Annotated in this window: 20 protein-coding genes, 3 tRNA genes and 3 rRNA genes; 13 read left to right on the top strand and 13 right to left on the bottom strand. The window is 48.2% G+C overall.

From position 1 onward, the window contains the following. From SFSGTM_RS12540 to typA, 12 genes are all read right to left on the bottom strand, one after another. Positions 1–906, bottom strand: a complete 906-nt coding sequence (locus SFSGTM_RS12540; RefSeq protein ID WP_162085446.1) for an SPFH domain-containing protein — start codon at positions 904–906, stop codon at positions 1–3. Between the two features lie 12 nt (positions 907–918). Beyond that, complete coding sequence (locus SFSGTM_RS12535) at positions 919–1,326, bottom strand: NfeD family protein (protein ID WP_162085445.1); 408 nt, start codon at positions 1,324–1,326, stop codon at positions 919–921. 57 nt (positions 1,327–1,383) lie between these two features. Beyond that, entirely contained in the window at positions 1,384–2,796 is a 1,413-nt protein-coding gene (gene der, locus SFSGTM_RS12530) for a ribosome biogenesis GTPase Der (RefSeq protein WP_162085444.1), read from the bottom strand. 42 nt (positions 2,797–2,838) lie between these two features. Further along, positions 2,839–4,008, bottom strand: coding sequence for an outer membrane protein assembly factor BamB (gene bamB / locus SFSGTM_RS12525; RefSeq protein WP_162085443.1), 1,170 nt, complete (start codon positions 4,006–4,008; stop codon positions 2,839–2,841). Next, on the bottom strand, positions 4,005–4,646 hold the full coding sequence (locus SFSGTM_RS12520; protein WP_162085442.1) for a YfgM family protein: 642 nt from the start codon (positions 4,644–4,646) through the stop codon (positions 4,005–4,007). The genes bamB and SFSGTM_RS12520 overlap by 4 nt, the downstream gene beginning before the upstream one ends. Position 4,647: 1 nt before the next feature. Continuing rightward, on the bottom strand, positions 4,648–5,913 hold the full coding sequence (gene hisS, locus SFSGTM_RS12515) for a histidine--tRNA ligase (RefSeq protein ID WP_162085441.1): 1,266 nt from the start codon (positions 5,911–5,913) through the stop codon (positions 4,648–4,650). Positions 5,914–5,915: 2 nt separating this feature from the next. Beyond that, entirely contained in the window at positions 5,916–7,184 is a 1,269-nt protein-coding gene (ispG, locus tag SFSGTM_RS12510; RefSeq protein WP_162085440.1) for a flavodoxin-dependent (E)-4-hydroxy-3-methylbut-2-enyl-diphosphate synthase, read from the bottom strand. Between the two features lie 5 nt (positions 7,185–7,189). After that, the gene (locus tag SFSGTM_RS12505) at positions 7,190–7,996 is read right to left on the bottom strand and encodes a helix-turn-helix domain-containing protein (RefSeq protein ID WP_162085439.1); all 807 of its coding nucleotides are present in this window, start codon (positions 7,994–7,996) and stop codon (positions 7,190–7,192) included. Then, a complete protein-coding gene (gene pilW / locus SFSGTM_RS12500; RefSeq protein ID WP_162085438.1) occupies positions 7,996–8,751 on the bottom strand; it encodes a type IV pilus biogenesis/stability protein PilW in 756 nt (251 codons plus the stop codon). The genes SFSGTM_RS12505 and pilW overlap by 1 nt, the downstream gene beginning before the upstream one ends. Next, the gene (gene rlmN / locus SFSGTM_RS12495) at positions 8,748–9,830 is read right to left on the bottom strand and encodes a dual-specificity RNA methyltransferase RlmN (RefSeq protein WP_162085437.1); all 1,083 of its coding nucleotides are present in this window, start codon (positions 9,828–9,830) and stop codon (positions 8,748–8,750) included. The genes pilW and rlmN overlap by 4 nt, the downstream gene beginning before the upstream one ends. Positions 9,831–9,836: 6 nt before the next feature. Further along, positions 9,837–10,262, bottom strand: coding sequence for a nucleoside-diphosphate kinase (ndk, locus tag SFSGTM_RS12490; RefSeq protein ID WP_162085436.1), 426 nt, complete (start codon positions 10,260–10,262; stop codon positions 9,837–9,839). A gap of 141 nt (positions 10,263–10,403) precedes the next feature. Next, positions 10,404–12,209, bottom strand: coding sequence for a translational GTPase TypA (typA, locus tag SFSGTM_RS12485; RefSeq protein ID WP_162085435.1), 1,806 nt, complete (start codon positions 12,207–12,209; stop codon positions 10,404–10,406). Between the two features lie 329 nt (positions 12,210–12,538). Between typA and SFSGTM_RS12480 the strand changes: the two genes are divergently transcribed. Further along, on the top strand, positions 12,539–14,185 hold the full coding sequence (locus tag SFSGTM_RS12480) for a DEAD/DEAH box helicase (protein ID WP_162085434.1): 1,647 nt from the start codon (positions 12,539–12,541) through the stop codon (positions 14,183–14,185). Positions 14,186–14,235: 50 nt separating this feature from the next. Here the strand turns inward: SFSGTM_RS12480 and SFSGTM_RS12475 are convergent, their stop codons facing one another. Continuing rightward, positions 14,236–14,715, bottom strand: a complete 480-nt coding sequence (locus SFSGTM_RS12475; RefSeq protein WP_162085433.1) for a dihydrofolate reductase — start codon at positions 14,713–14,715, stop codon at positions 14,236–14,238. Positions 14,716–14,796: 81 nt separating this feature from the next. On the opposite strand from SFSGTM_RS12475, the gene aas reads away from it, so the two are divergent. From aas to SFSGTM_RS12415, 12 genes are all read left to right on the top strand, one after another. After that, positions 14,797–16,938 (top strand): bifunctional acyl-ACP--phospholipid O-acyltransferase/long-chain-fatty-acid--ACP ligase, encoded by a 2,142-nt coding sequence (aas, locus tag SFSGTM_RS12470; RefSeq protein ID WP_162085432.1) that lies wholly within the window; start codon positions 14,797–14,799, stop codon positions 16,936–16,938. Positions 16,939–16,940: 2 nt separating this feature from the next. After that, positions 16,941–18,119: a lysophospholipid transporter LplT gene (lplT, locus tag SFSGTM_RS12465; protein ID WP_162085431.1), complete on the top strand. Its 1,179-nt coding sequence runs from the start codon at positions 16,941–16,943 to the stop codon at positions 18,117–18,119. A gap of 279 nt (positions 18,120–18,398) precedes the next feature. Next, positions 18,399–19,936: ribosomal RNA gene (locus SFSGTM_RS12460) — 16S ribosomal RNA — on the top strand. A gap of 132 nt (positions 19,937–20,068) precedes the next feature. Continuing rightward, positions 20,069–20,145 (top strand) — tRNA-Ile (locus tag SFSGTM_RS12455). 9 nt (positions 20,146–20,154) lie between these two features. Beyond that, a tRNA-Ala gene (locus SFSGTM_RS12450) sits at positions 20,155–20,230 on the top strand. Positions 20,231–20,540: 310 nt separating this feature from the next. Continuing rightward, a 23S ribosomal RNA gene (locus SFSGTM_RS12445) occupies positions 20,541–23,424 on the top strand. Positions 23,425–23,538: 114 nt separating this feature from the next. Further along, positions 23,539–23,652, top strand: a 5S ribosomal RNA gene (gene rrf, locus SFSGTM_RS12440). Together the 16S, 23S and 5S rRNA genes with 2 tRNA genes alongside form the textbook arrangement of a ribosomal RNA operon. 129 nt (positions 23,653–23,781) lie before the next feature. Further along, positions 23,782–23,994, top strand: a complete 213-nt coding sequence (locus tag SFSGTM_RS12435) for a hypothetical protein (protein WP_162085430.1) — start codon at positions 23,782–23,784, stop codon at positions 23,992–23,994. Then, positions 23,987–24,361: a YchJ family protein gene (locus SFSGTM_RS12430; protein WP_162085429.1), complete on the top strand. Its 375-nt coding sequence runs from the start codon at positions 23,987–23,989 to the stop codon at positions 24,359–24,361. The genes SFSGTM_RS12435 and SFSGTM_RS12430 overlap by 8 nt, the downstream gene beginning before the upstream one ends. Before the next feature lie 40 nt (positions 24,362–24,401). Continuing rightward, positions 24,402–24,932, top strand: coding sequence for an inorganic diphosphatase (gene ppa, locus SFSGTM_RS12425; RefSeq protein ID WP_162085428.1), 531 nt, complete (start codon positions 24,402–24,404; stop codon positions 24,930–24,932). Positions 24,933–24,993: 61 nt separating this feature from the next. Then, positions 24,994–25,887 (top strand): formylglycine-generating enzyme family protein, encoded by an 894-nt coding sequence (locus SFSGTM_RS12420; RefSeq protein WP_198420560.1) that lies wholly within the window; start codon positions 24,994–24,996, stop codon positions 25,885–25,887. Positions 25,888–25,924: 37 nt separating this feature from the next. Continuing rightward, positions 25,925–26,001, top strand: a tRNA-Val gene (locus SFSGTM_RS12415). Positions 26,002–26,058 lie beyond the last annotated feature (57 nt).

Genomic DNA, 26,058 nt, shown 5'->3' with positions numbered 1-26,058 from the left:
TTACTTTTTCTGCTTCACAATCTCCATCGCACTGGCAACCAGACTGCCCATGTTGGATAAATCACCAGGGATGATCAGGGTGTTGCCCTGTTTGGCGATGTTGCCGAAGGCGGCGACGTATTGCTCCGCCACTTTGAGGTTGACGGCTTCCATGCCTCCTGGTTCGCTGAGGGCGGCGGCGACTTTGCGGATGGCTTCTGCTGTGGCGGTAGCGGTGAGCATGATGGCTTGAGCCTGGCCTTGCGCGTTGTTGATGGCGGCTTGTTTTTGTCCTTCGGATTCACGGATAGCGGCGGTCATGGCGCCTTCGGCGAGGTTGATTTCTTCCTGACGCTTACCTTCAGATTGGGCAACCAGTGCACGTTTTTCGCGTTCGGCGGTGATTTGTGTTTGCATGGAGCGCAATACCGCATCGGGTGGGGTGATGTCTTTGATTTCGTAGCGCAATACTTTAACACCCCAGTTTGGACTGGCTTCGTCCAGAGCGGCGATGACGGCACGATTGATGTCGTTGCGTTCTTCCAGCAGCCTGTCCAGCTCACGTTTACCACATTCTGAACGCAGGCTGGTTTGTGCCAGTTGCACGATGGCGAGCTGGAAATTGGCTGTGCCATAGCTGGCCAGACGTGGGTCGGTGACCTGATAGAAGATGACGCCGTCGATTTGCACCTGCGTGTTGTCTTTGGTGATACAAACCTGCGGTTGTACATCTAGCGGGACTTCTTTGAGCAGATGTTTGTAGGCGACACGGTCAACGAAAGGAACGACGATATTCAGGCCGGGTTGCAGGCTGGCATGGTAGCGTCCCAGCCGTTCTATGACCCAGGAATTCTGTTGCGGCACGATTTTGATGGCGCTGGCAGCAAAAACGACGGCGACAAATAGCAGGAATAAAGCAAATTCCATGGTGAGCTCCTTTTATTTTATGGGTTTGATAATCAGGGTATTGCCTAGTGTTTCGTGGATGAGGTAATGGGTGTCGGTGTTGCTGGCATTGGCAACCAGTGTGGCATCCCATTCAGTGCCGCGATAACGCACGCGTGCGTTGGTATCGCTGAGCCAGCTGATGATTTCTACGGTCTGGTTCTGATCGAGGTTGTTAGTACTACTGTTCTGGGATTTGGGGCGATTACGTAACCACAAAACACCACTGCTGGCGATAAGTGCTGCGGTAATGTATTGTGCGATCAGGTCTAAGCCAGTAAAGGCAATTCCTGCTGCTGCGAGTGCGGCACAACCAAATATCAGCAGGTAGAACGTGCCGGTGAACAGTTCAAAAATAATGAGTATGCTTGCGATTACAAACCAAACTGTAGCTGTGTCCATTAAATATCAATTAGCTTATTAGATGAACCATTGTAATCGCAAAGCACCGTGCAAATGTTAATCTTTTTTACGCTGTTTGCCGTAGAGTTTGCGACCGGTACGACGTTTGCGATGGGCAGCTTTTTCTTCTGCAGGGGTGAGTGGAGCAGGTTTTTTATCGGCAAATGGATTATGGCCGACGTTAAACTGTACCTTCAGCGGTGTGCCTTGTAGCTTGAATGCTTGTACAAAAGTTTTTTCCAGATAGCGTTTATAGCTGTCGCTGATTTTATCCAGTGCACTACCGTGAACAACGATGAGCGGTGGATTCATGCCGCCTTGGTGAGCATAGCGTGGTTTCGGGCGGAATGGGCCAGTTTTGGGCGGCTGGTGCGCGGCAACAGCATCGATAAGGATACGGGTGAGTTGCGGTGTAGACAGTTTCGCCATTGCTGCTGCGTACGCGGCATCAACTGAGACCAAAAGTGGATTTAGTCCTGTACCCTTGAGCGCAGAAATGTAATGGAATTTAGCAAATTCCAAAAACTGCAGTTTGCGACCAATTTCGCGTTTGATATTGTCGCGTTGATAATCGCTCATGCCATCCCATTTGTTGACGGCAACAACCAGCGCACGTCCTGCATCGAGGATAAAGCCTGCGAGGTGGGCATCCTGGTCGGAAATGTCGGCTTGCGCGTCCAGCACCAATATAACTACATTACAGTCGTCGATGGCTTGTAAAGTCTTGATGACGGAGAATTTTTCTATTGCTTCAAACACCTTGCCACGGCGGCGTACGCCTGCAGTGTCAATCAGGGTGTAGGGTTTGCCGTTACGTTCAAAATCGATATGAATACTGTCGCGAGTTGTACCTGGCTGGTCAAATGCGATAACGCGTTCTTCACCGAGAAAGCTGTTTACCAATGTCGATTTTCCTGCATTAGGACGACCAATAAGTGCGATGCGTGGATGTTTGGTTTCCTCTTCCTCTGTCGCATCAGGAATATGTTCCAGTGCGATTTCTACGAGGTCAGTAACACCTTCGCCGTGGCTGGCGGAAATTGCCATAGGCTCACCAAGGGCGAGTTCATGGAATTCGGCAGTGACCACTTCACGGCGCATGCCTTCGGCTTTGTTGACGACCAGATGCACAGGGCAGCTGCAACGGCGCAAGCGGTCAGCGATAATTTTGTCTTGCGCAGTACAGCCTGTGCGCACGTCGACCATGAACAGAATTACATCGGCTTCATCGATGGCTTGCAGGGTTTGTTTCGCCATTTCGTGCATGATGCCGTCTTTGACTACAGGCTCAAAACCACCGGTATCAACGACGAGGTAAGGTTTGCTACCGACTTTGCCATGACCATAATGGCGATCGCGGGTGAGACCTGGAATGTCAGCAACAATCGCATCACGAGTTTTGGTGAGACGATTGAATAAAGTTGATTTGCCGACGTTAGGACGACCGACGAGTACGATAGTGGGTTTCATGTTAACCTTAAAAAACTAAATAAACGGGCGTGTTCTGCCCGCTTATTGAACAGTCAGGGTGTAAATACTACCCTTGGCTGTTTGCACGACGATATTGTCGCTTTTATCTTGTGGCTGGCTGATGATGGCGGAGCCGTCAGTACTGGTTCTGGCTACCATATGACCGTCATCCAGTGCCAATAAATGGATATAACCTTCCATATCACCCACAGCCAGGTAATTACCTATGCGACGTGGTGCTGTCAGGTGGCGGTTCTTCAATTGAGTTTGCTTCCATACGCTGACGCCGTGGGTTTTCTCCAGAGCAACAACATCGCCTTTACTGTCGCTAATGTAGAGGTTATCCGTGTCCATGGTTAAACCTGCGGTGCTGGACATTTCTTTGGCCCACAATAAATTGCCTGTGCGAATTTCAAAGCAGGCAACCCGACCTTGATAGGCAACGGCACAAACTTGTTTGTCGTCGATAACTGGGGTGCTGGTAACATCGGTGACGCGTTCAATTTCAGATGCGCCACGTGGTTGAGCAACGTTGGCTTCCCAGCCTACATTACCGGTATCCAGTGCCAATGCGACCAATTTGCCACCTGGGTAACCAGCGAATATGGCACCTTTGGTAACTAACAAGCTGGCTTGGCTACGCAGAATTAACGCGGGTAACAAGCGCTGATACATCCATTTTTGCACGCCATCATCGGCATTCAAACCGTATATATGGCCGTCTTCAGTACGTACTACGACAATACCTTCAGCGGCTTTGGGCACGCCGAGTACTGTGCTGGATAAGTGCGTAGTCCAACGCTTTTTACCTTTGTCATCATAGGCAATAACGTCGCCTCTGGGTGTGCCAACATATTCATTGTCAATATTTGCTCCGACACCTGCGCTGAGTGGCGTGCCCGTATCAATTTGCCAGTCTATTTTGCCCGTGGTGGGGTTAAGACGCGTTAATTGACCTTTGATATTGGCGGTATAAATAGCATCAAGCGCGATTGCAGGTGCAAATTCAATTTGTTTGCTCTCGCCTGTGCTGGTCTGCCAGCTGGTTTTGATGGTTGCGCTGGGTTTGAAGTCTACAAGCGCAGCAGGTTTTTCTACTGGCGTGCTACTACTGCCAAACCAGTTCATCGGGTTGAGGTGTCTGGTCACGCCAGCACATCCACTGAGGCTGGTGACTACGGCAAGGCTAAGTATACTTAAACGAATTTTCATTGCATTGATACTCCTGCAACAGCGTTGAGTTTAATGGTGATTACTTGACGATAAGGACTGTCGGCTGACAGTTTTTCTAAAGCGATTTTATAGGCGGCACGTGCGTCGGCTTGTTTGTTTTGCGCTGCGAGTATGTCGCCTTTGAGGTCATTGTATAAATCTGCATAAGATTCATCATGTGCAGCATTGAGCAGGGCGAGGGCGCCATTCAAATCGTTTTCATCATAAAGGATTTGTGCCAGATGTAAGGCAGCAACGGATTTAATGGCATCTTCTTTACTATTATCGAGTATCCACTGTAATTCGACTTTTGCAGTCTTATTGTCTTGCGCTTGAACGTTACTGGCAGCAGCAATCAGCGCTGCGCGTGCTGCATAGGCAGTGCTACCATATTTTTCTGTCAGTGTTTTAGCGCTATCAGTAACGATTTTGGTTTGTTGAGATTTCTGGGCTGTTTGTAATGCGCCATATAACGCGGCTGCTTCTGCATTTTTTTGTTGCTGGGTGTGATGCCACCACTGCCATCCAGCGTAGCTGATTGCTGCTATGCTGAGCGCGCCAACGATGAAGTTGCCATAGCGTTTCCACGCATCCTTGAGTTCATCCAGTTTTTCTTGTTCTTCCAAGTCGAGTGACATGTTAATTCCTTGCGGTTAATAGGCTAATGGCTTGTGCTGGGGTGCAGCTAACTTGTTCTGCAGCATTGCGTAGGGATTTTAAGCTGATTTGTGCCTGTTCGGCTTCGTCGTCGCCTATGATACAGGCAAACGCTGCACCGCTGGCATCGGCTTTTTTCATTTGTGACTTGAAGCTGCCGCCACCACAGTGCAAGACTATATTTAATCCTGCAGCGCGTAATTCAGTCGCGACTTGCCATGCATATACATTGGCAGCTTCACCTTGATGCACGATATAGGCATCAAGTTTAGCCGAGGGAGCAGGAATGTCATTGGCTTCAATCAGTGCTAACAGGCGTTCTATACCCATGGCATAACCACATGCAGGTGCGGGTTTACCACCAATTTGTTCAATCAAACTGTCATAGCGACCACCTGCACATACAGTACCTTGCGTCCCGAGCTGGTCGGTTATCCATTCAAAGACGGTGTAATTATAGTAATCCAGTCCGCGCACCAGGCGAGGATTGATATTGAATTCGATATTGTGCGCACGGAGCAGGATTTGCACTTGTTCAAAATGTGCCAAAGCGGCTTCATCCAGGTCATCATAGAGCCTTGGTGCAGCATCGACTAATGCTTGCATAGCAGGATTTTTGGTGTCGAGTATGCGTAGCGGATTGGTGTGTAAACGTCGCTTAGCATCTTCATCCAGCTGATCAGCATGTGCTTCCAGATAACTGATTAGTCGGGAACGGTGACGTGTACGTGCGGCGGCGTCTCCCAGCGTGTTGATTTCTAATCTGATGTTGGATAAACCTAAGCGCTTCCATAAGTCCGCTGTCATGATGATGTGTTCAGCATCCATGTCCGCGTCGGCAAAACCGAGTGACTCTACACCGACTTGATGAAACTGGCGGTAGCGGCCTTTTTGCGGGCGTTCATGGCGGAACATCGGGCCTGCATACCATAAGCGTTGCGGGGCGTTGTAGATTAAGTTGTGCTGTATAACTGCACGTACGCAGGCAGCGGTACCTTCTGGACGTAGTGACAAATGTTCGCCATTTAGCGCATCTTCAAATGAGTACATTTCTTTTTCGACGATATCAGTCACTTCGCCGATCGCACGTTTGAATAAGCTGGTCTGCTCAACAATCGGGGTGCGAATTTCACGGTAACCGTAAGCGGCAAGCCAGTCGGCAACGATATGCTCGAAATGTTGCCAGCGGGGCGTGATATCAGGCAGGATGTCGTTCATCCCGCGTATGGCTTGTATGGTTTGGCTCATGCTTAAATACTGTGTATGGGAATAGTTTTGTTGGTTATTGCAGGGGCATTTGCGCCATAGTGGCTGTGAACGTAATCCTCAACTATCGCCTGGAATTCTTCAGCAATATGTTCACCTTTGAGGGTCACAGTTTTTTGTCCATCGACATATACCGGCGCAACAGGAACCTCACCTGTGCCTGGCAGGCTAATGCCGATGTTGGCATGCTTGGATTCGCCAGGACCGTTGACCACGCAACCCATGACGGCAACATGCATGGCTTCAACGCCAGGATACTGATTACGCCAGGTCGGCATCTGGTCGCGTAAATAGCGTTGTATGTCCTGGGCTAAATGCTGAAATACGGTGCTGGTGGTGCGTCCACAACCAGGGCATGCCACAACCATAGGTGTAAATGAACGCAAGCCCATAGTTTGTAATATTTCCTGTGCAACAATGACTTCCTGGCTACGGTCACCACCAGGTGCAGGGGTGAGAGAGATACGGATGGTGTCGCCTATACCTTCCTGCAGCAGCACGGATAATGCAGCGGTAGAAGCGACTATGCCTTTGGAACCCATGCCAGCTTCGGTTAAGCCCAAATGCAAAGGATAATCAGAACGTGATGCGAGTTCGCGGTAAGTGCTGATTAAATCCTGTACGCCTGACAGTTTGCATGACAAGATGATTTTGTCGCGCGGTAAGCCAATTTCTTCGGCTTTTTGTGCAGATTCCAGCGCGGACGTAATCAGCGCTTCGCGCATTACCCATTCAGGTTCAAATGGCTGTGCACGCTGGGCGTTTTCGTCCATCATCCGTGCCAAGTGTGCCTGATCCAGACTTCCCCAGTTGACGCCTATGCGTACAGGTTTGTTGTAGCGACAGGCTGTTTCTATCATGGCGGCATACTGTTCGTCGCGTTTGCTGCCTTTGCCGACGTTGCCCGGATTTATGCGGTATTTTGCCAATGCCTCAGCGCATTCAGGCACACTGGTAAGTAGCTTGTGACCGTTAAAATGGAAGTCACCTATGAGCGGCACATCGCAGCCCATTTTCGCCAATGCATCACGGATATGCGGCACGGCTTGAGCTGCTTCCAGAGTGTTAACAGTGATGCGTACCATTTCTGAGCCTGCACGCCATAGTGCATAAGTTTGCTCGGTTGTACCTGCTATGTCAGCTGTATCCGTGTTGGTCATGGATTGCACAACGACTGGCGCATCACCACCGATGGCAATGTTGCCTACCCAAACTTTGCGGGTGGTATGGCGTGGAAGTTTAGTATTAAACATGGTATCTATTTTAAAGTGACTTTGGCGACAGTTACGCCTGTATAGGGTTTTAAATCAACGGGTTGATCGTTATATTGCAAACTGACCTGTGCAGCATTGCCGATAACTAGCGACAACGGTGGTGTACCTGAAATTTCAGCGGTTTCACCAGCGCGATATAAATGCGATAGCACAGTATGATTGCTGCCATCACGAATTTCAACCCACGAATCAGCGTCGAATTTAAAAGACATGCGTCCTGTATTGGCATCGGTAACAGGCTCAACTGCTGTGTCATTTTCTGTTGTTGCATCTTTCTTTTCTGCGGCTGGCGCAGCGGGTGGTAATGCTGTCGGGGCTAAAACTTTATTGACTGCCGGGGCAACAGGATGTGGCACAATCACGGGCGGCTTTGAAGCGGGCGTGATAGTTGCGGAGCTGGATAGCCAGTAGTAGATTGCCAGTGGTACACCCAGCACCAGGATAATCGCCATAACAAAGAGGATTAGCCAATATTTTGATAACCCTTTGCCAAGAGGGATTTCTTCATTGTGTACACTCAATGATTCTTTATTTCGATGCAAATTGCCTGCCATAGCTGCAACAAGTTCATCTGCATTTAATCCCACATGACGCGCGTACAACCTTACAAAGCCGCGACTGAATACGGCGCCTAGTGTGGCAAAATCATTGTTCTCCAGGCGCGTAATTTGTAATGGAGATAGCTTAAGATGTTGTGCAATATCCTCGATGCTTAGCTGCATTGCCGCACGCGCATGAGAAAGTTGTTCACCGACAGTAAGGGTATCTATAGATGCTTCATCCTGATGCATTACTCAAATTTCCCCTGAAGTAATAATTGGGTTTCAGGCGCGTCTGCGAACATTCCGCGTAATTGCTGTGCAAAGCTGGCTTCAGCGTCTTTGTTGTTTTGCTTGCGTGCGACACGCACACCTAACCACAAGACTTCTGCTGTGGGATTGTTATTTGTGATAAAGCGGTCAATTAGCGTTTTAGCTTCAAAATAGCGGCCTTGCTGAAAGTAAATCTCACTTAATTTAGTCAGAGCTTGTGCCTGATTAGGTTGTAATTTGAGTGATTTTTCCAGATACCCTTCAGCCTGTTCAGTTTTTCCAGCTTGCAGTGAACAGATACCTGCATTGGTCATCGCGCGTTCTGGCGTGCTGTAAAGTGGATTGCCTAATGCGGTATTGAATTGCACTACGGATTCGTCATAGCGTTTACGAGTGCACAAATACCAGCCATAATTATTGCGTATATCGGAATCATTTGGCGCTAAATCCAGTGCTCGACGGAAGTTATCCTCTGCTGATTTTTCTTCTTTCAGTTCCATGTAAACCAGGCCCATGATGCTATATGTGGTGGCATAGTGGTTATCTGAAGTTAATGCTTCCCGCAATTCATCCAATGCAACAGCAAACTGGCCTCGATTGAAATAAGCGGCACCTAGTTCTGTATGAATACGTGCCCGTCTTTGCTCTTTAGTAAGTTGGTCATCATCAGCGTGTGCAATGCTGTTGAATAACATCAGGCTGCTCAGTATTAAAAGGACGAAAATTTTGTTCATTGATTCACCTCGATACGTCGTAAAGTGCGTTTGGTTTTGTCTTGAACTTGTCCAGCGAGTTGACCACACGCTGCGTCGATGTCGTCGCCACGTGTTTTGCGTGTGGTGACGATGTGACCTGCTTGTATCAAAATATCACGGAAACGACGGATAGCATCCGTTTTGGAACACAAATAACCCGAATTAGGGAACGGGTTAAAAGGAATGAGGTTGAATTTGCACGGTACATCTTTGACCAGTTGTACTAATTGATGCGCATGAACAGGCTGGTCGTTAATGCCATCGAGCAAGACGTATTCGAAGGTGACAAAGTCTCTAGGCGCTTTTTCCAGGTATCGTTGGCAAGCTGCCATGAGTTCAGCTAGTGGGTATTTTTTGTTGATAGGGACGATTTCGTCACGCAGTTTATCATTGGGGGCATGAAGTGAAACTGCGAGCGCGACCGGGCAGTCTTCGCGCAGTCTGTCCATAGCGGGAACCAGACCTGAGGTGCTGACGGTGACGCGGCGGCGTGATAAACCATAGGCGTTATCGTCGAGCATAAGATTAAGTGCGGTGACCACGTTGGCGTAGTTAGCCAAGGGTTCGCCCATACCCATCATGACGACGTTGGTGATGGTGCGGTCGCCTTTAGGGTCGTGACCTAAAGCGCGATTAGCCCACCAGAGCTGACCGATAATTTCGGCCACGCTTAGATTGCGATTGAAGCCTTGTCTGCCTGTAGAGCAGAAAGTGCATTCAAGCGCGCACCCGACTTGTGACGAGATGCACAATGTGCCACGTCCATCATCGGGAATAAATACGGTCTCCACACCATTCATGCTGCCAACATCCAGCAGCCACTTACGTGTGCCATCAACGGATGCCTGTTCTGCCATCATTTGTGGCGGAACGATGCTGGCAACTTCATTTAGTTTGGTGCGGAGAGATTTTGCTAAGTCCGTCATCTGCTCAAAGTTTGCTGCGCCGTAGTGGTGCAGCCAACGTAGCACTTGCTTGGCACGAAACGGCTTTTCGCCGAGTTCGGCAAAATAACTGGTCAGGCCAGGCAGGTCGTAATCGAGCAGATTGACGGGCATGTAAAATTAACGTGCGTAAACGTTTAAAGCTGGGAAGAAGTAAGCGATTTCGATAGCTGCATTCTCAACTGAATCAGAACCGTGCACTGCATTAGCGTCTATGCTGTCAGCAAAATCAGCACGGATAGTGCCTTTGTCTGCTTTTTTAGGATCGGTAGCGCCCATCAGGTCGCGGTTAACTTGCATAGCGTTTTCGCCTTGCAATGCTTGTACCATAACTGGACCAGAGATCATGAAATCAACCAGGTCTTTGAAGAATGGACGTTCTTTGTGCACTGCGTAAAAACCTTCAGCTTCAGCGCGTGACAAATGCATCATGCGTGCAGCAATCACTTTCAAGCCAGCGCCTTCAAAACGCTGATAGATTTGACCGATTACATTTTTAGCGACTGCGTCAGGTTTGATAATAGATAATGTGCGTTCAATTGCCATGTTAATACTCCAGTTTTTAAGTAAAAAATTTTGCTAAAAATAGCATGAAAAGCTGACTAAATAAAGCGTTAAGCCCAATATGTATAAACGCAAAAGGTGGAGCCGCGTCAGCGATTCCACCTCTATTGCGCTACCTAAATATTAACGATTGCGTTTGCGTTCGTTTTCAGTCAAATAGCGTTTGCGGATACGAATAGAGATAGGGGTGATTTCTACCAGCTCATCATCTTCGATAAATTCAACAGCTGATTCCAGTGTCATTTTCATCGCAGGTGTGAGGCGAACTGCTTCATCCGTACCTGATGCGCGAACGTTGGTCAGTTGTTTACCCTTGATTGGATTAACCACTAAGTCATTGTCGCGGCTATGAATACCAATGATGATACCTTCGTACAGTTTGTCGCCTGGGGAGACAAACATACGACCGCGATCTTCCAGTTTCCACAATGCATAAGCAACTGCATCGCCTTGCTCTTGTGAAATCAGAACGCCGTTACGACGGGTAGGCATGTCAGCTTTCATCGGGCCGTAATCATCAAATACGTGCGCCATGATGCCTGTACCACGAGTCAGCGTCATGAATTCTGATTGGAAACCAATCAAGCCGCGGGCTGGGATCAGGTACTCTAAACGTACACGACCTTGACCGTCAGGTGACATGTCTTGCAAATCACCACGGCGACGACCAAGTTCTTCCATGATCGCGCCCTGGTTGACTTCTTCAACGTCGATAGTCAAGGCTTCATATGGTTCGCATTTTGCGCCATCGATTTCCTTGAATACTACGCGAGGCTTGGAAACCGCGATTTCAAAACCTTCGCGACGCATATTTTCCAGCAGAATGGTCAAGTGTAATTCGCCGCGACCAGAAACCAGGAAGGTATCTGCGTCGTCAGTGTCTTCAACTTTTAGCGCGACGTTGGTGAGCAATTCTTTATTCAGGCGTTCACGAATCTGACGGCTGGAAACGAACTTTCCTTCAGTGCCGGCCAATGGTGAGCTGTTGACCTGGAAAGTCATGGTCAGGGTAGGTTCATCCACCTTGAGCATTTCTAAAGGCTGCGGATTTTCTTTGTCGCAAATGGTTACGCCAATGCCGATGTCTTCGATACCGTTAATGATAACGATATCGCCTGCTTCAGCTTCGTCAACAAGAACGCGGTTCAGACCCTGGAAACCCAGAACCTGGTTGATACGACCTGTTTTAGGTGTGCCATCAGGACCCGCCATAACAACCACGCTTTGGCCTGGTTTGATACGGCCATTGCTGATACGACCAATACCAATGCGACCAACGAAACTGGAGTAATCCAGAGCGGTAATTTGCAACTGTAGCGGTGCTTCAGCATCACCAGGAGGAGGTGGTACGTGGCTCAGGATAGTTTCGAACAATGCGCGCATGTTGTCGCTGGTTTCGCTCATGTCCATCATCGCGAAGCCATTTAGTGCAGAAGCGTAAACCACTGGAAAATCCAGTTGCTCTTCAGTTGCACCCAGTTTGTCGAACAAATCGAATGTTGCGTTAACAGCAAAGTCAGGACGCGCGCCTGGGCGGTCAACTTTGTTTACCACAACGATAGGCTTTAAACCCAATGCCAGAGCTTTACGGGTAACGAATCGAGTTTGTGGCATAGGGCCATCAACAGCATCGATTAGCAACAATACGCCGTCAACCATGGATAATACGCGCTCAACTTCACCACCGAAATCGGCGTGGCCTGGAGTATCAACGATGTTGATGTGGTTGCCTTCGTATTCGAGGGCGGTATTTTTAGCAGTAATAGTAATGCCGCGTTCTTTTTCCAGATCGTTGCTATCCATGACGCGTTCGGTCACGGATTGGTGCGCGGCAAACGTACCTGATTGTTGCAGGAGTTTGTCGACTAGAGTGGTTTTACCATGATCGACGTGAGCGATGATGGCGATGTTACGGAGCGCGCGAGCCATATTTATGAAGTTCCAGATTTAATAAACCGAAAATTATACCATGTTAAGTATGATAGATTTATGAAGATTAAAAAATTACTTGATTAATTATGAGCTTGGTGTAGAATGCTGGCTTCTGGTTGCTCACATAGCAATCAGGTGCGTGTTGATTGGTTACATTACAGAGTCACACGCCATCGATCCCTGACCTTATCGCATTTCAGCTGAAATTTCCTGAAAGTGCAGTCTCCACCCCGGTTAGCGACGATGTTCCCGCGCCGGCAGTGGATGGCTTATAAGCATAGCCTCCCCAACGTTGGCTATGCTTTGCATTTTTATAAGGAAATACCATGTCTTTTGCATCTCTCGGTCTTAATGAGTCTCTTATCAAAGCGTTAGAAGATTCTGGCTACACTCAAGCAACACCTATCCAAGAACAAGCAATTCCAATGATTTTGGAAGGTCACGATTTATTGGCTTCCGCACAAACAGGTACTGGTAAAACAGCCGCGTTTATGTTGCCAGCTTTAGAAAAATTATCTACCCCTAGTGCTATTTCGGCTCGTGGCCCGCGTGTGCTGGTGTTAACACCAACTCGTGAATTGGCATTGCAAGTTACTGCTGCTGCGCAAAAATACGGTTCACATCTGCGCCGCGTTAAAGTAGTTAGCGTATTGGGTGGTATGCCTTACCCAGTACAAAACAAAATGTTGTCACAGCCATATGAAGTGCTGGTAGCAACACCGGGTCGTTTGATTGACCATATTGAACGCGGTCGTATTGATTTCTCACGTTTGGAATTGTTGATTCTGGACGAAGCTGATCGTATGTTGGATATGGGCTTCTTCGATGACGTAGAGCGTATCGCCATGGCGACACCTGCTACTCGTCAAACCGTAATGTTCTCTGCAACATTCGAAGGCAATATCGCACGTCTGGCTACACAGTTGTTGAAATCACCTAAGCGTATCGAAGTGGCTCATCAGCAAGCGCGTCATGAAAACATTACTCAGCACATGCATTATGTAGACGATTTGTCACATAAAAATCGTGTTCTGACCCACTTGGTGAATGACACAGACATCAATCAAGCAATTATTTTCACCGCTACCAAGCGTGATGCTGATAGTTTGGCTGATGACTTGCAAGCAGCAGGTCATAAAGTGGCTGCGTTGCACGGTGATATGCATCAAGGTGCGCGTAACCGTACTATTACGCAAATGCGTCATGGTTCGATTCGTCTGCTAGTGGCTACTGATGTGGCCGCGCGTGGTCTGGATGTGCCTGGTATTACTCACGTTATCAACTATGATTTGCCTAAGAACCCAGAAGATTATGTACACCGTATTGGTCGTACTGGTCGTGCTGGTGCGTCAGGTATTGCGGTTTCCTTGGCGAGCCCACGTGATTCTATGCAATTGAAGCGTATTGAGCGCTTTACTGGTCAACTGATTCCTGCACAGGTGATTGATGGTCTTGAGCCTAAGCTTAAGCCACGTACTGGTAGTGCGCCAAGCGGTGGCCGTCCTAGCAATGGGGCAGGTCGCGGTGGTCGTCCAGCAGGTGGTGGCGGTGGTTATGGTGAACAGCGTCGTAGCAGTGGCTACGGTAACAACAATCAGCGTAGTGACGGTGATCGTGGTCAAAACGGTTTTGCTAATCGTGATGGCGGTGCGCCTAGCCGCGACAGTGGTTTTGCTGGTCGTGACAATGGCTATGCAAATCGTGACAATGGTTTTGCCAATCGCGGCAATGATCGTGGTGCCGATCGCGCTGCAGCACCAGCAGTAAACGGTAATAGCTGGGGTAATTCAACTTCAGCACCAGCTGCACCGCGTCGTGATAGCGCGCCACGCCCTGCAGGTAACTCAGGTGCTCGTCGTGATGGTCAAGGTGCTACTGGCGGATACCGTGGTGGCAATAGCGGCGGCAACGGTGGTGGTAACACTGGCAATGGTGGTGGAAACCGCGGTAACGGTAATCGTTCTTGGAGTTAATCTCCAGGTGATTTGAAAAAAGGCGCTTTATGCGCCTTTTTTATTGTCTGCTATTTGCGGTTGTAGGTCACAAAGTCATAAGCGTAAGGCAGCTCCTGATGGTGTTGCCTATCCGTTTCCAGCCAGTGTGCACTATCGATTTCTGGAAAATGTGCATCACCGGTTATTTCAGTAGCTATCTCAGTTAAATAGAGGCGATCGGCAACTTGTATGGCTTGTTCATAGATTTGTGCACCGCCAATAAAAAACATCTCATTAAGTTCTTTGCATGAATCAATTGCGGCTTCAATACTGCTGACCACCACGCAGTTAGCAGGTGCAAAGTAATTGTTGCGCGAAATAATCAGATTGGTACGGCCTGGTAATGCGCGACCTATTGACTCAAATGTTTTGCGGCCCATGATGATGGGGTGGCCTAGTGTGAGTTGTTTGAAATGCTGTAGATCCGCGGGTAAATGCCATGGCAATGTATTGTTAATGCCAATAACACGATTTTTGCTCATGGCTGCAATAAGTGAAATGATGGGCATGGTTTTTCTCCTTAAGCGGTATTATATCGGTGCTGATGGCGTGTGACGCTAATTAATATTGTTGAGAGTGTAAAGGTGACTATGTTACGAAATGCTTTGAGATATGGTTTGCGTCTGCTGTGTCGTGTTGTTTTTCGCGTCAAGGTTGAAGGTGATTTAAACGCATTTAACCACCCGCGCACGTTGATTGTGGCTAATCATGAGTCATTTTTAGATGGCTTATTGTTAGGTTTGTTTTTACCGGTTAATCCAGTATTTGTCGTGCATAGCTGGGTCGCAGAAAATCCCGTATTTCGCATATTGTTGAAATTGGTTGATTACTTGCCGGTAAATCCTATGCAGCCGATGGCAATGAAAACTGTCTTGCGCTTGGTTGAAAGTGGTCGGCCTGTAGTGATTTTTCCAGAGGGAAGAATTACGCTGACAGGCAGTTTGATGAAGATTTATGACGGCACGGCATTTATTGCTGCTAAGACGGGTGCGGCAGTTGTTGCAGTGCGGCTGGATGGTCCAGCCCGCTCGTATTTTAGCCGTTTAACGGGTAATTATCCGCATCGCCTATTTCCTGCTATCCGTATTTTCATTCAGCCATCAACCTATATCCCTATGCCAGTATTGCCTAGTGCGAAATTGCGTCGTAAGCAGGCGGGCGAGTTGTTGCGTCAAGTTATGCAGGAAATGTTATTTCAATCTCAACCAAGATTGACTTTATGGCAAGCATTGCGTGAAACCATGTTGATCTATGGCGCACGGCGTAAAGTGCTTGAGGATGTGCGGCAAGTCCCCATGAGTTACCGTACCTTGTTTAAATTGTCTATGGCAATAGGGCGTGTGCTATCTCGCGATACACAAGGGGGTGAGCGCATAGGTATTTTGCTGCCTAATCTGGCGCCGACGGTTGCGGCGGTGTTTGGTCTCTCTGCGTGTGGCCGGGTGGCTGCGATGATTAATCATACGGCAGGCCGTGATGGTATGGCGAGTGCATTTAAAGCTGCGGATATAAAGCTGGTGTTGACTTCACGGTTGTTTCTGGAAAAGGCGAATTTAGTTACAGTGGTGCAGGAATTGCCGCAGGTGCAATTTCTATATCTGGAAGATATCAAGGCTGCTATGACTTGGCCAGATAAGTTATGGGTGATGGCCGCGACTTATTTTCCCAATCAGATTTTATCGCACGGAAATCCGGAAGATCCCGCTGTAGTGTTGTTTACCTCGGGTTCGGAAGGTAAGCCAAAAGGCGTGGTGTTGTCGCATCGGGCGTTGTTATCAAATGTAGCGCAGGTTAGAGCTGTAATCGATATGCAGCCTACCGACAAAGTGTTTAATGCGTTGCCTATGTTCCATTCGTTTGGGCTAACAGGTGGGACGCTGCTGCCGATTTTGACTGGGATGAATGTGTTTCTTTACCCCACTCCTCTGCATTACCGCATCATTCCAGAGGTGATATACGATAAAAGTTGCACGATTTTGTTTGGCACTGGTACTTTTCTGGGTAATTACGCCAAGTTTGCGCATCCCTATGATTTTTATCGACTTCGCTACGTCGTTGCAGGGGCGGAGAAGGTGAGTGACGCCGTGCGAGAGGTATGGTTTGAGAAATTTGGTATCAGAATACTGGAAGGTTATGGCGCAACCGAAACGGCACCTGTATTGGCGGTTAATACGCCAATGGCTTTCAGAAAAGGGACAGTTGGGCAGTTATTGCCGGGAATAGATGCGCGTATCCTGCCTGTGCCTGGAATTGAGCATGGTGGAATGCTTTATGTGCATGGTCCGAATATGATGTCTGGTTATTTGCGTGTAGAACACCCGGGTCAGCTTGAGCCGCCGCAATCAGAATTAGGAGTCGGATGGTATGAAACAGGTGATATTGTTTATCGCGATGAACAAGGGTTTATTCATATTCTGGGGCGCGTAAAACGCTTTGCCAAAATTGCGGGTGAAATGGTCTCTTTGGAAGTGGTTGAGCGGATAGCTAATGAAGCGTCGCCCGCAAAGCAGCATGCAGCTACTTCGCAACCTGATGCGCAGCGTGGTGAGGCCATTTTGTTATACACCACGGATGTGGCATTAACACGTGAGCATTTGCAACAGTCAGCCAGAGTCCTTGGTCAATCAGATATAGCCGTGCCGCGTAAAATTATCATCATTGAAGCTTTGCCGTTGTTGGGTACAGGCAAAGTAGATTATGTGACGCTCAAACAAATGGGGGCAGGGGTGTGAGCATGGCTAATTTGAATCTGGAATTGAAATCCAGACCGATGTTTGCATTATTAACAGCACAATTTTTGTCGGCGTTGGCTGATAATGCTTTGTTAATAGCATTGATAGCCTCAATGAAATCAGCCGGGCAGGCTCAGCATATTAGTTGGCTGCAAATTGGATTTGTAGTGCCGTTTATTGTGTTGGCACCTTTTGTGGGTGCGCTTGCGGATGCTTACCCTAAAGGCAGGGTAATGCTGGTTGGTAACACAGTCAAACTTGTGGGTACGTTGCTGGTTGTTGCGCAGGTATCGCCAGTGGTTTCATACGTAATAGTAGGTATTGGGGCGACTCTTTATTCGCCGGCAAAATATGGCATATTGACGCAATTTTTTCATGTGGATAAGTTAGTAAGGGCTAATAGCTGGCTGGAAGGCTCAACTATTGCCGCAATATTGTTAGGTGTAGTGCTAGGGGGTTGGCTGGCCGACCAGTCCGTACGATTGGCTTTACTCAGTGTGGTTGGGATTTATGTTCTAGCAGCAGTACTCAATTTATTTATTCCTAAAATTGTAGCCGAACATGAAATGCAGCAATGGCGGATGCATAAACTAATTACCGAATTTCTCAATTCATTGATGAAATTGATAAAGGATCCACAAGCACTTGTAAGCTTGTTAGGGACAAGTTTGTTTTGGGGAAGTGGTGCAACATTACGTTTGATGTTGTTTATTTGGGTGCCGTTGGCACTGGGAATAATGGATAACCAAACACCTGCAAATTTAATGGGGGTGCTATCTATAGGTATCGTTATAGGTGCCATTATTGCAGCAAAATTCGTTACCTTAGATAACGTAAATAAGGTGTTTGTAGTTGGATTGTTTATAGGACCTATTATTATGCTGCTGTCGTTGCAGCATGCTATATATGGCGTTGCGCTACTGCTGGTATTGCTGGGGGTGGCGGGTGGATTGTTCGTAGTTCCATTGAATGCGTTACTGCAACAGCGAGGGCATGTAACCGTAGGTGCAGGGCATGCACTGGCAATACAAAACCTGTTTGAAAATATAACGATGTTGGTACTGGTGAGTGGCTATAGCGGGATAGCGAACTATTCGGTGACGGCTGATATGTTTGTTTTAGGTTTGTTGATGTTGGTATGTATCACAGGATTAATGTTAAAAATAAGACGTCAATGTTAAATAAACAAGAAATATAGTTGACAACGTAAAATAGCTCTGTATAATTCGCACCTCGTTGTTAGCGCAGCAAAGCGCGAATGACCAAGCAGCAAACGCTCTTTAACAAGAAGACAATCGATAAGTGTGGGTATTTACTGCGGTGAGTTTGGTGCGGTACTGGGCAACTGGTGCTGTACTGAAACGAAACTAAAAGTAGTAAATACGCATGCTGAAATAGAAATATGTAAGCAAGCGACAAGCGAAAGTTGCATTTATGTAGCGAGTAGCACAACAGGAATTAAACTGAAGAGTTTGATCCTGGCTCAGATTGAACGCTGGCGGAATGCTTTACACATGCAAGTCGAACGGCAGCACGGAGCTTGCTCTGGTGGCGAGTGGCGAACGGGTGAGTAATGCGTCGGAACGTATCCACTAATGGGGGATAACGCATCGAAAGATGTGCTAATACCGCATACGACCTACGGGAGAAAGCAGGGGACCTTCGGGCCTTGCGTTAGTGGAGCGGCCGACGTCTGATTAGCTAGTTGGTGAGGTAAAGGCTCACCAAGGCGACGATCAGTAGCTGGTCTGAGAGGATGATCAGCCACACTGGAACTGAGACACGGTCCAGACTCCTACGGGAGGCAGCAGTGGGGAATTTTGGACAATGGGCGCAAGCCTGATCCAGCCATTCCGCGTGAGTGAAGAAGGCCTTCGGGTTGTAAAGCTCTTTCAACAGGGAAGAAACGTTACTGGTTAATAACCAGTAATAATGACGGTACCTGTAGAAGAAGCACCGGCTAACTACGTGCCAGCAGCCGCGGTAATACGTAGGGTGCGAGCGTTAATCGGAATTACTGGGCGTAAAGCGTGCGCAGGCGGTTTATCAAGTCTGATGTGAAAGCCCCGGGCTTAACCTGGGAACTGCGTTGGAAACTGATAAACTAGAGTACGGCAGAGGGGGGTAGAATTCCACGTGTAGCAGTGAAATGCGTAGATATGTGGAGGAATACCGATGGCGAAGGCAGCCCCCTGGGTCGATACTGACGCTCATGCACGAAAGCGTGGGTAGCAAACAGGATTAGATACCCTGGTAGTCCACGCCCTAAACGATGTCAACTAGTTGTTGGGGAGGGAGACCTCCTTAGTAACGCAGCTAACGCGTGAAGTTGACCGCCTGGGGAGTACGGTCGCAAGATTAAAACTCAAAGGAATTGACGGGGGCCCGCACAAGCGGTGGATTATGTGGATTAATTCGATGCAACGCGAAAAACCTTACCTACCCTTGACATGTACGGAACTTGCTAGAGATAGCTTGGTGCTTGAAAGAGAACCGTAACACAGGTGCTGCATGGCTGTCGTCAGCTCGTGTCGTGAGATGTTGGGTTAAGTCCCGCAACGAGCGCAACCCTTGTCATTAATTGCCATCATTTAGTTGGGCACTTTAATGAGACTGCCGGTGACAAACCGGAGGAAGGTAGGGATGACGTCAAGTCCTCATGGCCCTTATGGGTAGGGCTTCACACGTAATACAATGGTCGGTACAGAGGGTTGCCAACCCGCGAGGGGGAGCTAATCTCAGAAAGCCGATCGTAGTCCGGATTGTAGTCTGCAACTCGACTGCATGAAGTCGGAATCGCTAGTAATCGCGGATCAGCATGTCGCGGTGAATACGTTCCCGGGCCTTGTACACACCGCCCGTCACACCATGGGAGTGGGTATTACCAGAAGTAGGTAGCTTAACCTTCGGGAGAGCGCTTACCACGGTAGGATTCATGACTGGGGTGAAGTCGTAACAAGGTAGCCGTAGGGGAACCTGCGGCTGGATCACCTCCTTTCTAGAGTAACCGTCAGTAAATACTCACACTTATCGATTGTCAGCGACGCACAAGGAATGGCGCGGCAAGGCAAAGCCTGAGACAAGCAGAGCAACGCGACTCAAGCAGCCTCACACGACCAGACCTGTCAAAGGGTCTGTAGCTCAGTTGGTTAGAGCACCGTGTTGATAACGCGGGGGTCGTTGGTTCGAGCCCAACCAGACCCACCAAGAATGAATGGGGGATTAGCTCAGCTGGGAGAGCATCTGCTTTGCAAGCAGAGGGTCAACGGTTCGATCCCGTTATCCTCCACCACTCACCTTAGTGCGAAGTAAAACTGTTAGGAAGCGAAGACCTGAAGTGTCAGGTGTAGCGTGTTGCATGAAAAACAAAGCAAACACCCTAGACCTTACACTTTAAGTGTAAATGCTCTTTAAAAAAATGGAAGAAGTAAAGTTGTTGATAAGTGGATTGACCAGGTGCAAGCCTTGTTGAGAAGCGAATTGACGAAATGGGTTTTAGATTGTATCAAACCAACTTGGAACTTAGTCGAACCGAGTTGGCAACACAAACGTTGCACTAACCTATGACTGAAAGCTCTGGCGACAGAGACTTAAGGTTATAGGGTCAAGCGACTAAGTGCATGTGGTGGATGCCTTGGCGATTACAGGCGAAGAAGGACGTTGCAGCCTGCGAAAAGCTGCGGGGAGCTGGCAAGCAAGCTTTGATCCGCAGATGTCCGAATGGGGAAACCCACCCTTAGGGGTACCCTAGACTGAATACATAGGTCTAGAGGAGCGAACCGAGCGAACTGAAACATCTAAGTAGCTCGAGGAAAAGAAATCAACCGAGATTCCGCAAGTAGTGGCGAGCGAACGCGGAGCAGCCTGCAAGATATAGCTAACACGTTAACAGAACGGTTTGGAAAGGCCGACCATAGTGGGTGATAGTCCCGTATGTAAAAACCTGTTAGTAGAACTAAGCTTGCGACAAGTAGGGCGGGACACGAGAAATCCTGTTTGAACATGGGGGGACCATCCTCCAAGGCTAAATACTCGTAATCGACCGATAGTGAACCAGTACCGTGAGGGAAAGGCGAAAAGAACCCCGGGAGGGGAGTGAAATAGATCCTGAAACCGCATGCATACAAACAGTGGGAGCGGACTTGATCCGTGACTGCGTACCTTTTGTATAATGGGTCAGCGACTTACGTTCAGTAGCGAGCTTAACCGAATAGGGGAGGCGAAGGGAAACCGAGTCTGATAAGGGCGATAGTTGCTGGGCGTAGACCCGAAACCAGATGATCTATCCATGGCCAGGATGAAGGTGCGGTAACACGCACTGGAGGTCCGAACCCACTAATGTTGAAAAATTAGGGGATGAGCTGTGGATAGGGGTGAAAGGCTAAACAAATCTGGAAATAGCTGGTTCTCTCCGAAAACTATTTAGGTAGTGCCTCAAGTATCACCTTCGGGGGTAGAGCACTGTTATGGCTAGGGGGTCATCACGACTTACCAACCCATTGCAAACTCCGAATACCGAAGAGTGCGAGCTTGGGAGACAGACATCGGGTGCTAACGTCCGGTGTCAAAAGGGAAACAACCCAGACCGTCAGCTAAGGTCCCAAAGACACAGTTAAGTGGTAAACGATGTGGGAAGGCATAGACAGCCAGGATGTTGGCTTAGAAGCAGCCATCATTTAAAGAAAGCGTAATAGCTCACTGGTCGAGTCGTCCTGCGCGGAAGATGTAACGGGGCTCAAACTGTGCACCGAAGCTACGGATATGTCATTTATGACATATGGTAGGAGAGCGTTCTGTAGGCCTGAGAAGGTGAGGTGTGAACCTTGCTGGAGGTATCAGAAGTGCGAATGCTGACATGAGTAGCGATAAAACGGGTGAAAAGCCCGTTCGCCGAAAGCCCCAGGTTTCCTGTTCAACGTTCATCGGAACAGGGTGAGTCGGTCCCTAAGGCGAGGCTGAGAAGCGTAGTCGATGGAAAACAGGTTAATATTCCTGTACCGGTCTTGAATGCGATGTGGGGACGGAGAAGGTTAACTCAGCCAACTGTTGGAATAGTTGGTTTAAGTGTGTAGGCAGAGATCTTAGGCAAATCCGGGATCTTAATGCTGAGGCATGATGACGAGGTGCTACGGCACTGAAGTGAGCGATACCATGCTTCCAAGAAAAGCCACTAAGCTTCAGTTCAAGAACGACCGTACCGCAAACCGACACAGGTGGGCAGGGTGAGAATCCTAAGGCGCTTGAGAGAACTCAGGAGAAGGAACTCGGCAAATTAACACCGTAACTTCGGGAGAAGGTGTGCCTCAAGTATGTGAATCCCCTGCGGGAGGAGCAGAACGAGGTTGCAGTGAAAAGGTGGCTGCGACTGTTTAATAAAAACACAGCACTGTGCAAACACGAAAGTGGAAGTATACAGTGTGACGCCTGCCCGGTGCTGGAAGGTTAATTGATGGGGTGCAAGCTCTTGATCGAAGCCCCAGTAAACGGCGGCCGTAACTATAACGGTCCTAAGGTAGCGAAATTCCTTGTCGGGTAAGTTCCGACCCGCACGAATGGCGTAACGATGGCCACACTGTCTCCTCCTGAGACTCAGCGAAGTTGAAATGTTTGTGAAGATGCAATCTACCCGCGGCTAGACGGAAAGACCCCATGAACCTTTACTGTAGCTTTGCATTGGATTTTGAATAGACTTGTGTAGGATAGGTGGGAGGCATAGAAGCAGGGACGCCAGTTCTTGTGGAGCCAACCTTGAAATACCACCCTGGTGTGTTTGAGATTCTAACCTAGGTCCATTATCTGGATCGGGGACCGTGCATGGTGGGCAGTTTGACTGGGGCGGTCTCCTCCCAAAGCGTAACGGAGGAGCACGAAGGTATCCTAGCTACGGTCGGAAATCGTAGCGATAGTGCAATGGCAAAAGGATGCTTGACTGCGAGACTGACAAGTCGAGCAGGTGCGAAAGCAGGTCATAGTGATCCGGTGGTTCTGTATGGAAGGGCCATCGCTCAACGGATAAAAGGTACTCTGGGGATAACAGGCTGATTCCTCCCAAGAGTTCACATCGACGGGGGAGTTTGGCACCTCGATGTCGGCTCATCACATCCTGGGGCTGTAGCCGGTCCCAAGGGTATGGCTGTTCGCCATTTAAAGTGGTACGTGAGCTGGGTTTAAAACGTCGTGAGACAGTTTGGTCCCTATCTGCCGTGGGCGCTGGAAATTTGAAGGGACCTGCTCCTAGTACGAGAGGACCGGAGTGGACGAATCTCTGGTGTACCGGTTATCACGCCAGTGGTATTGCCGGGTAGCTAAATTCGGAAGAGATAAACGCTGAAAGCATCTAAGCGTGAAACTCGCCTTGAGATGAGATTTCCCGGGGGTATAACCCCCCTAAAGGGTCGTGGAAGACCACCACGTTGATAGGCTGGGTGTGGAAGTGCAGTAATGCATTAAGCTTACCAGTACTAATTGCCCGTGAGGCTTGACCCTATAACCTTAAGTATGAGGTTAGTGTGACGAGTGTTATAAGACATGCAGTCTAAAACCTGACTTTACTTCTTCCAGATAAGAGATGTTGATTTAATCAGCATCTCACCCCTTACGTCTGACGACAATAGCGTCTTGGAACCACCTCTTCCCATCCCGAACAGAGCCGTGAAACGAGACTGCGCCAATGATAGTGTGGATTACCCATGTGAAAGTAGGTCATCGTCAGACTCCCCATTCTAAAAACCCCCTCCAGTTATCTGGTGGGGGTTTTTTATTGCTTGTGGATTTAATTAGCTTGGATTGATCTAATAGATTGAATGGATTACCCTGTCAATTTTATGTGCTATTGGACTTATCATGTTGATGAGAAGTATTGTTTTGCTATTGGTGTTTTTTATTGCGGGTTGCAATTCACCTGATATTCCTAAGCCTGTGCCTAAAACGGCAAACAATGACAGATTGTTTGATACACAGCGACAAGCGTTAGATCAAGCGAAACAGGTTAGTCAGCAAATGGATCAACAGGCTGAGGCTCAGCGCAAAGCAATTGAACAGCAAACCCATGAGTAAGCAAGCGCTTTGTCCGTGCGGTTCTGGTGTGTACTTGGTTGATTGTTGTGGTTGTTATATTGCAGGCATGGCTGCACAGACTGCCGAGCAGTTAATGCGATCTCGTTACACTGCATATGCGATTAAAAATGAGGCATATCTGCTCGCTACATGGCATCTAAGAACAAGGCCTAGGTTTCTTGATGAGGATGAGGCAAAGTGGTTAGGTCTGAAAATTGTAAAACACCAACAGCAAGATGATACTCACGCTGTGGTGGAGTTTATAGCACGCTATAAAATTTCAGGACGTGCATATCGTTTACATGAAATTAGTCAGTTTGTTTTCGAAGAAGGGCGCTGGTTTTATCTCGATGGCGTATTGAGATAAGTTATAATTCACAATTTAACTAGTTAGCAAAGGCAATAACATGAGCTTAAATCAGGTTGCAGCAGGTAAGGATTTACCTAATGACTTTAATGTGGTGATTGAAATCCCTATGAATGGTGCGCCGATTAAATATGAAGTGGACAAAGATAGTGGTGCTATTTTTGTTGATCGCTTTATGTCTACCGCTATGCATTACCCATGTAATTATGGGTATATTCCACAAACATTGTCCGATGATGGCGATCCTGTTGATGTGTTGGTGATTACTCCATTCCCGCTCATGCCTGGCGTAGTAGTGCGTTGCCGTACTTTAGGTATGCTGAAGATGAGTGACGAAGCAGGATTTGATGCGAAATTAGTTGCCGTTCCTGTTGAAAAGCTAAGTAGTTTGTATAAAACTGTCCAGTCTGTGCAAGATTTGCCTACCTTAACTTTGGCACAAATCGCTCATTTCTTTGAACACTATAAAGATTTGGAACCTGGTAAGTGGGTCAAGGTCGAAGATTGGGTTGGTGTTGATGAAGCGAAAGCTGAAATTATGGCAGGTGTGGCGCGTTATCAAGCGGCTTAATTCTGTTGTGGTTAATCTTAAAGACACCGGTATCGGTGTCTTTTTTATTTAAGGGTGGAATATGAATGTGGTGATGCAAGGTATTGATCCATCCGTGGTGTTATCCCATGAGATGACAGCCTCGCAGCTACGTGCTGCACAGCAAGATGCAGCGCAATCGGTTGGCTTGTCTGTTTATTTTAGCGATACGTTACATGATCTGGGTATTAAAGCGCCAGAGATGACGGTTATACCTACAGGCTGGTTTGAGATAGGGTCTCCTGCCAATGAGTTGGGTCATGACGTCAATGAATCACCGCAATGTTACATACAAGTGACTCGTTCGTATGCAATTGGACGTTTTACGGTTACGGCAGAGGAGTGGGCTGAGTTTGCTGATGCCACGGGTTTTCGTCCTGAGCGTGAATTGATCTGGCCTAAAGGTCGTGAGCCTATTGTTAATGTACGAACAGCCGATATATTGCGATATATCTCTTGGTTAAATAAACAGACGGGGCAGCTATACCGTCTGCCTACCGAAGCTGAGTGGGAGTATGCCGCACGTGCTGGTACTCAGACTGCATTTAATATGGGTGATATGGCAACGTGTAAGGATGTCTTATTTAAACCTAACTTGCCGATGCCTGATGTGACCGAAAAGAAATGGTCTTTTTTCCCAAAGTGTGCAGCCATGCGCTGGGCGATGGAAGTAGGCTCTAAGCCTGCTAATGTTTGGGGTTTGCACGATGTGCATGGAAATGTCTGGGAAATCACCGCGACTCCGTGGTTGCCGGACCATACTAAAACGCCGCGTGACGCACATCAGATTGAGCCGGGTGGTAAAAACCAACGTATCGTAATCAAGGGTGGGTCATGGTTTGATCCAGCTATAGCAGCAAGAAGTGCTGCGCGCTGGTCTCGCTTGCGAGATGAGTTGGATGTTAATATGGGTTTTCGGTTGGTACGCGAGTTGTAGCCAATCTGCTTTTGCAGTATAATGCTCCTCTTGTTTCAGGCGGTTAGCTCAGTTGGTTAGAGCACTTGGTCGACATCCAAGGGGTCAGCAGTTCGAGTCTGCTACTGCCTACCATTAGATTAGAAATTATTTGTGTAAGATAGAAAGGTAGCGTTATGACACCGCGAACTA

Source organism: Sulfuriferula nivalis, assembly GCF_009937995.1.
Lineage (GTDB): Bacteria > Pseudomonadota > Gammaproteobacteria > Burkholderiales > Sulfuriferulaceae > Sulfuriferula > Sulfuriferula nivalis.
The sequence above is the reverse complement of the archived record's forward strand: the minus strand, read 5'-3'. Positions and strand labels throughout refer to the sequence as shown.